At 42.0% G+C, this 9,134-nt stretch carries 11 protein-coding genes and 1 pseudogene; 6 read left to right on the top strand and 6 right to left on the bottom strand.

The window, feature by feature from the left end:
• Positions 1-172: 172 nt before the first annotated feature.
• From AC1DVB_RS23055 to ispG, 3 genes are all read left to right on the top strand, one after another.
• Positions 173-307 (top strand): anti-repressor SinI family protein, encoded by a 135-nt coding sequence (locus AC1DVB_RS23055; protein WP_223255837.1) that lies wholly within the window; start codon positions 173-175, stop codon positions 305-307.
• Between the two features lie 113 nt (positions 308-420).
• On the top strand, positions 421-753 hold the full coding sequence (locus AC1DVB_RS23060) for a type IV pilus assembly protein FimV (protein WP_098865753.1): 333 nt from the start codon (positions 421-423) through the stop codon (positions 751-753).
• 212 nt (positions 754-965) lie between these two features.
• Positions 966-2,078 (top strand): flavodoxin-dependent (E)-4-hydroxy-3-methylbut-2-enyl-diphosphate synthase, encoded by a 1,113-nt coding sequence (gene ispG / locus AC1DVB_RS23065; RefSeq protein WP_187050875.1) that lies wholly within the window; start codon positions 966-968, stop codon positions 2,076-2,078.
• Positions 2,079-2,172: 94 nt separating this feature from the next.
• Here ispG and AC1DVB_RS23070 read toward each other — a convergent pair whose 3' ends face one another.
• Positions 2,173-2,643, bottom strand: a complete 471-nt coding sequence (locus tag AC1DVB_RS23070; RefSeq protein ID WP_239858489.1) for a DUF4190 domain-containing protein — start codon at positions 2,641-2,643, stop codon at positions 2,173-2,175.
• A gap of 168 nt (positions 2,644-2,811) precedes the next feature.
• On the opposite strand from AC1DVB_RS23070, the gene AC1DVB_RS23075 reads away from it, so the two are divergent.
• Positions 2,812-3,396, top strand: coding sequence for a 5' nucleotidase, NT5C type (locus AC1DVB_RS23075; RefSeq protein WP_034308447.1), 585 nt, complete (start codon positions 2,812-2,814; stop codon positions 3,394-3,396).
• Positions 3,397-3,432: 36 nt separating this feature from the next.
• Here AC1DVB_RS23075 and AC1DVB_RS23080 read toward each other — a convergent pair whose 3' ends face one another.
• The 3 genes from AC1DVB_RS23080 to AC1DVB_RS23090 are packed head-to-tail and all read right to left on the bottom strand — an operon-like array spanning position 3,433 to position 5,493.
• Complete coding sequence (locus AC1DVB_RS23080) at positions 3,433-3,858, bottom strand: Fur family transcriptional regulator (RefSeq protein ID WP_034308449.1); 426 nt, start codon at positions 3,856-3,858, stop codon at positions 3,433-3,435.
• Between the two features lie 15 nt (positions 3,859-3,873).
• Positions 3,874-4,707 (bottom strand): metal ABC transporter permease, encoded by an 834-nt coding sequence (locus AC1DVB_RS23085; RefSeq protein WP_477591130.1) that lies wholly within the window; start codon positions 4,705-4,707, stop codon positions 3,874-3,876.
• 21 nt (positions 4,708-4,728) lie between these two features.
• Positions 4,729-5,493 (bottom strand): metal ABC transporter ATP-binding protein, encoded by a 765-nt coding sequence (locus tag AC1DVB_RS23090; protein WP_053535720.1) that lies wholly within the window; start codon positions 5,491-5,493, stop codon positions 4,729-4,731.
• Positions 5,494-5,704: 211 nt separating this feature from the next.
• Between AC1DVB_RS23090 and AC1DVB_RS23095 the strand changes: the two genes are divergently transcribed.
• The gene (locus AC1DVB_RS23095) at positions 5,705-5,965 is read left to right on the top strand and encodes a DUF2624 family protein (RefSeq protein ID WP_034308456.1); all 261 of its coding nucleotides are present in this window, start codon (positions 5,705-5,707) and stop codon (positions 5,963-5,965) included.
• 112 nt (positions 5,966-6,077) lie between these two features.
• Here AC1DVB_RS23095 and AC1DVB_RS23100 read toward each other — a convergent pair whose 3' ends face one another.
• Both AC1DVB_RS23100 and AC1DVB_RS23105 read right to left on the bottom strand, forming a co-directional pair.
• On the bottom strand, positions 6,078-6,971 hold the full coding sequence (locus AC1DVB_RS23100; RefSeq protein WP_095678560.1) for a deoxyribonuclease IV: 894 nt from the start codon (positions 6,969-6,971) through the stop codon (positions 6,078-6,080).
• Positions 6,972-6,983: 12 nt separating this feature from the next.
• Positions 6,984-8,297, bottom strand: coding sequence for a DEAD/DEAH box helicase (locus AC1DVB_RS23105; protein WP_034308462.1), 1,314 nt, complete (start codon positions 8,295-8,297; stop codon positions 6,984-6,986).
• A gap of 519 nt (positions 8,298-8,816) precedes the next feature.
• Between AC1DVB_RS23105 and AC1DVB_RS23110 the strand changes: the two are divergent.
• Positions 8,817-9,134: pseudogene (locus tag AC1DVB_RS23110) on the top strand (hypothetical protein); the annotation flags it as partial.

Below are 9,134 nucleotides of genomic sequence, written 5' to 3' on the forward strand. Positions count from 1 at the left end.
GATCCGGACCCACCTCGGTCCGGATCTTTTTGCTTTTGCACAAAACCGGGAAATCCTTGCCATTCCCTCGTATAACTACAGTCATCATTTTTTATATCTACTTAATTCGACAAGATACTCACCCAGTTATTACTATACTTATGATTGAAATAGGATTTAAGAGGGGATAGACGTGAAGGAGAGTCATATTGATGTACAGTGGTTGTTACTCATATTGGAGGCAAAAAAGAGTGGGCTGACCCAAAAGGAAATTCGCTCCTTTCTCAGCAATCATTCAACTATTAAGGATGTTACTCAACTGAAATAGACAATTTGAATGGCCACTCTCACATTCCATTTGAAAAATCGCCCATTTTTAGGCATATTTTTTGCCCCCTCCAAGTATAGATGAATTAAAGACAAGCTTGGGAGGATGGAAAATTGAAACGGCTACTGCTTTTTATCTCATTCTGTTTCACTTTATTTATTATATATTTTGATTTGACTACGGGTACCCTGCCGGCTTCCCATCCACCTGCCTCTACAGGCGAACCGGCCGTGCCTGCCAGCCAGCCTGCATCCACACCATCTGCCGCTTATAAAGAAATCACCATGCAACCCGGGGATACCTTACTCTCCATCGTTGAAAAGGAAAAAGGCAAATCCAATCACCCAATCGAAACGATCATCTCTGACTTTCAAAGTTTGAATGAGGGATTGAAGCCCGAAAATATGCAGATTGGCAAAACTTATAAAATTCCCGTTTATAAATAACTTTCATATGGGGATTAGTGCCTTCACAAACACAATTAAGGGGATTTCCAAACACCAAAAACTCCCTTAAATAGGAAATGTCACTTATTGAAAAAAGATTATGCGTCCTATTTCCTTGTCAAGCGGTAAGTACATTGATACAATATTTCAGAGAAACAAATTAAAAATCAAAACTGATTTTTTCCTAAAGGAGAGAATTCCACTTGAGTGAAATCATACATCGCACCAAAACGCGGCCAATTAAAGTCGGAAACTTAACGATTGGCGGCAATAATGAAGTTATAGTACAAAGCATGACAACAACAAAAACACATGATGTTGAAGCAACGGTTGCAGAAATCCTTCGTCTTGAAGAGGCGGGATGTCAAATCGTACGCGTCGCCTGTCCGGATGAAAGGGCAGCTGACGCAATCTCTGAGATAAAAAAACGGATAAACATCCCTCTTGTAGTCGATATTCATTTCGATTACAAACTTGCTCTGAAGGCAATCGAAGGCGGAGCGGATAAAATCAGGATAAACCCTGGTAATATCGGACGCCGTGAAAAGGTTGAAGCAGTCGTGAAAGCTGCGAAGGCTAAAGGAATACCAATCCGCATCGGCGTCAATGCTGGTTCTCTAGAGAAGAAAATCCTCGAGAAATATGGCTACCCGACTGCTGATGGAATGGTGGAAAGTGCTTTACACCATATCAAGATCCTAGAAGATCTGGATTTTCATGATATTATCGTTTCGATGAAAGCTTCCGATGTGAATTTAGCAATCGAGGCATATGAAAAAGCTTCAAAAGCATTCGATTATCCTTTACATCTTGGGATCACGGAATCAGGTACACTGTTCTCCGGAACCGTAAAAAGCGCCGCCGGACTAGGTGCCATCCTAAGTCAGGGTATCGGAAGCACGATTCGTGTTTCCTTAAGTGCCGATCCCGTCGAAGAGGTGAAGGTGGCAAGGGAACTCCTAAAAGTATTCGGCCTTGCTTCCAACATGGCCACTTTAATTTCCTGCCCAACTTGCGGTCGAATCGAGATTGATTTGATTTCCATCGCCAATGAAGTTGAAGAGTACATCCAGACGGTTAAAGCACCAATCAAGGTATCAGTGCTTGGTTGTGCGGTAAACGGCCCTGGAGAAGCCCGTGAGGCTGATATCGGCATAGCCGGCGCCCGCGGTGAAGGTTTACTGTTTAGAAAAGGTCAAATCGTACGTAAAGTGCCTGAGGAGACGATGGTCGAGGAACTGAAAAAGGAAATTGACAAAATCGCTGAAGAGTACTATGAAAAACAAAGAGCCGAAGCTGCTGCAGCAGCATTACTAAATAAATAAAACAAAGAATCCCGAATTTTCATTATCGGGATTTTTTGTTTTTTATCATTTGAAAAACCCTTTGATGTAAATGACATCAAAGGGTTTAACGATGCTAAAAGAACGGGGCGATAAATATGCCAACGATGATGGAGACAACACCTATGCCGATGGCCCAAGTACCCAGGTTCGATCCCCGGCTTCTTGCCACTATACCTACAATGATACCCACAATCCCTAAAATGAAAGGCATCATGAATAACGATAAAATGGAGATGATCAATGCTATGACACCAATCGCTTTTCCTCTTGATGCCACATTCCCCAAACCATTCCCCTCTGCGTTCTCATCATCTTTATATGACCTGATTCGCTGAGGCGGTGTTGAAATCTCGGCAGACGTTTCTTCCTGATAACGGTTATCCATATTGGTTATGGTCTCACCGCTCTCATATCGTCTGTCATCTTCAGGTTTATCTTCATTATAATACCGCTCATGATGCTGATCATCCACAACGGATGGTTCACTGCCCTCTTTCGTCAATTGCATTTCATCGTCAATACTGGAGTATTGATCTTTTTCCATTCGTGCATCCCTCACTTTCGTTTGTGAAGCATTTATAGTGTATGTAAAAATCGCAGGAACCCATCGTGAAAATGGTTTCATGTCTTGGAAATAAATACGGGTTTTTACCAAAGCTATGATGGGATATGTTACACTATTACAAGTATTGAAAATGAGGAGAGATTCATCATGAAAAAACGTTTTGGCATCGATATAGACGGGACTGTCACAAGACCTGATTCCATGGTTCCCTTTTTAAATAAAGCATTTCAACTGAATTTAGCATATGAAGACATAACCGAATATGACTTATTGCCTTTCGTGAATGTTCCAAAAGAGGATTTCACTAAATGGTTCATCGAGACCGAGCCGCTCATCTATTCCGAATCATTATTGGCTGAAGGTGCGAAAGATGTATTGGAAAAATGGACAGAACAAGCCAACCTTTATTTCATCAGTGCCAGGAGCTCCCGTTTATTGGATGTAACGAAGAATTGGTTCACGAGTAATCAAGTCCTATATGATCATATAGAGCTTGTAGGTTCACACGATAAGATTGCTGCAGCCAAAAAATTCGAAGTCGATCTCTTTTTGGAGGACAAGCACGATAATGCAGTGGCGATTTCTGAAGAGTGTAAAATACCCGTGATTTTATTTAATACCCCTTACAACCAAGATCCCGTGCCTGAAAGGGTGATTCGGGTCAACAATTGGCAAGAAGCCTCTGCCTGGGTGAATCAATGGATGTCAGGGGAACCGGCAACTATAAAATGAGACAAGAAAAAACCATTGACTTGAGGTCAATGGTTTTTATGCTTCCAAAGATACGCTGCATGCAGGACAGCGTCCGTAAATTTCAAATTTATGCCCCGAAACATCGTAGTCCTTCAAGCTTTCCTGAAGTTCCTGCATCGGGCACAATTCAATTTCTTTCGTTTTTCCACAGTTCAAACAGATGAAGTGGTGATGGTGGGAAGAATGACCGCATGTAAAACGAAAACGCTTTTCCCCTTCCAACTCGGTCGCTTCAAAGATGCCCAGTTCGACAAATAATGAAAGATTTCTGTAAATCGTATCGAAGCTTAAACCTGGATAATCCTGTTTCATATTCTCCAATACATCTTTGGCCGTTAAATATTTATCGCTGGAAGAGAAAAGCTGAAGCATTTCTTCCCTCTTTCCTGTATGCTTAAAACCTTTATCTTTTAAAAGTTGCATGGCAGTAGTTACGTTCAAAATACATCACCCCATCTATCGATTTTTCCACTTATCAAACAAAATTGACAAGATGAGAATTAGTACAGCTATTATTACAATGGTCCCGCCGGGAGCGAGGTCAAGGTTGTATGATAAGAATAATCCGCCTATGACGGAAACTTCACCGAATAATACCGAATAACCAATCATCTGCTTAAAGCCCTTGGCAAAGCGGAGACTGGCTGCTACCGGGAGCGTCATGAGCGAAGAAACAAGTAATATGCCAATGATTTTCATGGAAGCGGCAATAACCAATGCGACCATGACGATAAAAATAAAATGAATCGCTTTATAAGGGATTCCAGACGCTTTGGCATGCTCTTCATCAAATGATAGCAGAAATAATTCTTTATACAATAAAGTGAGCATCAAGGCTACGACTAGCCCCACTGCCAAAATGACGTACAAGTCCGCCCGGCTGACGGCACTGACACTGCCGAATAAATAACCATATAAATCCGTATTGAAACCATCAGCAATGGATATGAAGATGACACTAAGACCCATGCCGCCGGACATAATGATCGGGATTGCAAGCTCTTGGYAATGCTTGTACACCCCTCTTAATTTTTCAATGAATAATGAACCACCTACAGAAAACGCCATTCCAATATAAAGTGGATTCAATCCTGCTAAAGATAGAAAGCTCTTCTGCAACAATAAACTGAACGCTATACCAGCAAGCGCTACATGACTGAGCGCATCGGAAATCATCGACATCCGCCTTACCACGACAAAAACGCCCACTAATGGCGCAATCGCTCCGATGATGATTCCGGTCAAGAATGCGTTCTGCAAAAATTCAAATTGCAATATCCCCGATATCATTGGGCTATCCTCCAAAACATATTAATGATCATGATTTAAAAATTGGACTCCATGTCCATAAATGGACGAGAGTTCACCTTCATCCAACTCATTATATTCACAGGCATCCCCATGAAAATGAAGCTTTTTATTCAAGCAGGCGACATGTGTGACTTTATCGGTCACAGTACCAACATCATGGGTTACTAAAATCAGGGTTATTCCTAATTTTTTATTCAACATCTCAAGCATTTCATAAAATTGGTGGACGTTTTTTGAATCAACGCCAACAGTGGGCTCATCCAATATCATCAATTCCGGCTCGCTGACCAGTGAACGGGCAATGAATACCCTCTGCTGCTGGCCTCCGGACAATTCCCCGATATTGCGGTTTTGATATTCCAGCATGTCCACTGATTCCAGAGCCTTCTTCACCTTTTGCTTATCTTCTTTGCCAGCGAACTTAAATAAGCCTATTTTTTTGGTCAAACCGCTCTGAACCACCTCAAATACAGTGGCAGGGAATCCTGAGTTGAAGGAATTCGCCTTTTGGGAAACGAACCCGACCTTTTGCCAATCTTTAAAGCGCCGAATGTCTTCACCGAATATTTCAATTTTCCCCTTTTGGAGCTTGAACAGACCAAGCAGCAACTTCAAAAGCGTTGATTTACCGGATCCATTCGGCCCGACGATAGCTAGGAATGCCCCTCTGGGAATTTCAAGCGAAACATGTTCAAGCACCAGATCTTTTGTATATTTGTAAGATATATCTTCAAATTTAACTATGGGGTTTACTACATTATCCAAAGAGATCACCTATTTTTTAAGAATCATTACGATTAACAATCGTTAGTATAAATCAAAGAAGTCCAGATGTAAAGAATCCGGTCCTCCGAACAAGTGCCGATATGCCTTGAATCACAAAAAAATGTTATCTGAACCAATTTCGTAATCAAACAAAGTTTCATGTTCACATACATCCACTTCCTTCATATGTTTTAACAAAGGAGGAGATCGTTTGAAATTATTTGAAATGATGGTCAATCATAAAATCAACAGTATACGCCCAGATGAACTGCTTTCCCTTGCTAAACAGCATAAGGTTTCACTCACCCAAAAACAAGCACAGGATATTACTGCACTTCTAGCCGGTAAAAATATTAACATTTTTGATATACGTCAAAGACAGAACGTACTTGGTCAAATTACAAAAGTTGCCGGAGCAAGCACGGCCAGGGAAATAGAATCCCTCTTCAACAACCTTACATCCAATTTTTAAAGATTCCAAGCCTGCTGACGACAGTCTTTATTTGAGCATACTTAATCCAAATGCAAAATGAAAGGACGATTCATCTTCATATCGATGAATCGTCCCTTTCTATTTGTGATTATTATTGGAATCTGATCTTTTCCAATACATCTTCTTCAAATTGTTTATTCTTGAACATATCAATTTCGAATTTATATGGGGCCTTTTTGTCTTTTTTGTCTTCCCCTACATAAGGTGTTTCCAGGATTTTAGGAACAGAGCTTAATTGCGGATGGTGGACAATATCATTCAAAGCCTTAAAACCAATATGGCCGAAACCAATGTTTTCATGGCGGTCCTTACGCGTGCCGCGTTCGTTTTTGCTATCGTTTATGTGAAGTACCTTGATTCGGTCAACACCGACCACTTTATCAAATTCATTCAGTACTCCATCGAAATCCTCGATGATATTATATCCGGCATCGTGAGTATGGCAAGTATCGAAGCAAACCGATAATTTTTCATTATGGGTCACACCATCAATGATCATCGCCAGCTCTTCGAAAGACCTGCCACATTCGGAACCCTTACCCGCCATCGTTTCAAGGGCAATCTGAACTTTATCGTCGGCAGTCAGCACTTCATTCAAACCTTCGATGATTCTCTTGATTCCCAGTTCGCTTCCAGCACCGACATGCGCACCTGGATGAAGTACGATCTGCCTTGCGCCAATCGCTTCGGTCCGATCGATTTCGCTGCGTAAGAAGTTGACTCCAAGTTCGTATGTGGCTGGRTTCGTGGTATTTCCTATATTAATGATATACGGAGCATGGACGACGATATCACTGATTCCATTTTCCTCCATATGCAATCTTCCGGCTTCGATATTTAAATCCTCGATTTTTTTACGTCTTGTGTTTTGAGGGGCCCCTGTATAGATCATGAATGTATTGGAGCCATACGAAGCCGCTTCCTGACTCGCAGCAAGAAGCATGCCTTTCCCGCTCATTGAAACATGCGATCCAATCTTCAGCATCTGATTTCTCCCCTATTTCTTTCTCTGTATACGACGTTCGCGTTTTTTAAAGTTTTCCACATCTCGTTGAATTTTCTTCTTGTATCCTGGCTTGACTTTAGTTGGCTTCTTAATGTGCCTGCTCGCTTTAACATCGATATCAGATTTTTGTTTTTTACGGTTTTTCCGTTTATTACGCTCGTCGATATCAACCCAATCACCGTTTTGGATATCGGCATCACGGAACTCGATGCCCATTTTTTCAAGGCGGTTCAATGCATCTTCATCGGAAGTATCGTAAATGGTAGTGGCAATGCCTGAATATCCTGCACGAGCCGTCCTGCCCGTCCTATGGATATAAAAATCCAAATCTGAAGGCAATTCATAGTTAATAATATGACTTACACCTTCAATATCGATTCCACGGGAAGCCAGATCAGTCGCAACGATGAATTGATACTCCAAATCATTGATTTGCTTCATCATTTTTTTACGCTCACGAGGCGTTAAATCCCCATGAATTCGGCCGACATTCAACCCTTTTTCGATCAAGGAATTAGCCACATGGTCCGCCATTTTCTTTGTGTTCGTGAAAATGATCGCCAAATATGGATTATAACGAACGATGATGTCATGAAGCAACTGCTCTTTGTTCCGGTGGCGAAGCGGTACGAGAACATGTTCGATTTTCGAAGCGGTCGCCTGCTTGGGATTCACCTGAACATACTTTGGATTCTCCATATATTTATTCAAAAACGGCTTCAATTTTTCTGGGATGGTTGCCGAAAAGACAAGCATTTGAATTTTTTCAGCCATACGTGATGCAAATAAATCGACATCTTCTATGAATCCCATATCAAGCATAAGATCCGCTTCATCGACTACAAGCATTTTTGCTGTATACACCTGTAATGCCTGGGCTTCAACCAAGTCCTTGATCCGGCCCGGCGTACCAATTACCAATTGCGGCTGTGTCTTCAATTTATCGATCATTCGCTGTTTATCAGTACCACCGATGAAACAACGGACTTGAATCTGCTCATCCTCAGGGAAATGGTCAGCAATTTTCAAAGCTTCTTTGTAGATTTGGTTCGCTAACTCACGGGTTGGTGCGGAAATAATCGCTTGAACCTCATTTTTACCAGCATCAAGCCTGTTCATGATCGGCAGCAAATAGGAATGTGTCTTTCCTGTACCTGTCTGCGACTGTCCAATTAAGCTACTTCCCTTTAAAAGCGACGGAAGCACGCGCTCTTGAATTTCCGTCGGCTTATCGAACCCTAAAGTACGAACCGCATCTAGAATGTAGCTTTTCAAATTAAATCGTTCAAATTGATTTTGTTTCATCAAAAAACCCCTTTATCCTGTCAGTCATAAGACATGTCCTGTTATTATAATAAATTTTACACAAAAAGCGCAAGCGCCTGGGTTGCTCGTGAAGAAAATAGGGATTGCCCCATAAGGCGCTTTTTGCCTTGTGAGGGCAATCCTCTTTTTCACATCGAGCTAGGCGCTGAAGCTGGATTACACAAAAAGCGCAAGCGCCTGGGTTGCTCGTGAAGAAAATAGGGATTGTCCCATAAAGGGCAGGTCATCCACCTTTTCCAATATACCCCATTCTAATCACAAAAGCGCATGCGCTGAGGTTAGTTCTCTTAAAATGGACTCTTGCAAACGAAAAGCCCCTGTCCTGGTCATAGCGTATCCCCCGCAGACATGGAGCTAAAAGACTACCGTTACCATCTTACCTTCTTTCCGGTTACTTCACAACTGCCCAGTCACTCTTTCCTCAAACCTTTTTTGTCGAGTTGCATAATTTATATAGAAGATTACACCAGCATATAATATTCTTAGGAGGTGAAACCTATGTTCCCAAATAGAAATCGTCAACCCGGACCCGGTTTTCCGCCACCCAATGGCCGAAGGAGGCAGCAGCCCCCTGCTCCATTCAGGCAGTCACCGCAAATTCCCCATCCTTATCAGCAGATGCAGCGTCCGATGATTCCAAACAGACCGCAGGTACCACAGGGACCTCAAGGTTTCCGCGGCCCATTCAACCAACAGCAGCAGCAGGAAATGCCGCCAGCAAAGAAAGAAGGGTTATTGTCAAAAATACTCGGTAAGTCAAAACAAAAAGCAGCTTCTCCGAATTTGTTTGCGCCAGCGGGTTCCACTAACCAAAGT

Source organism: Peribacillus sp. P4_D6, assembly GCF_056401795.1.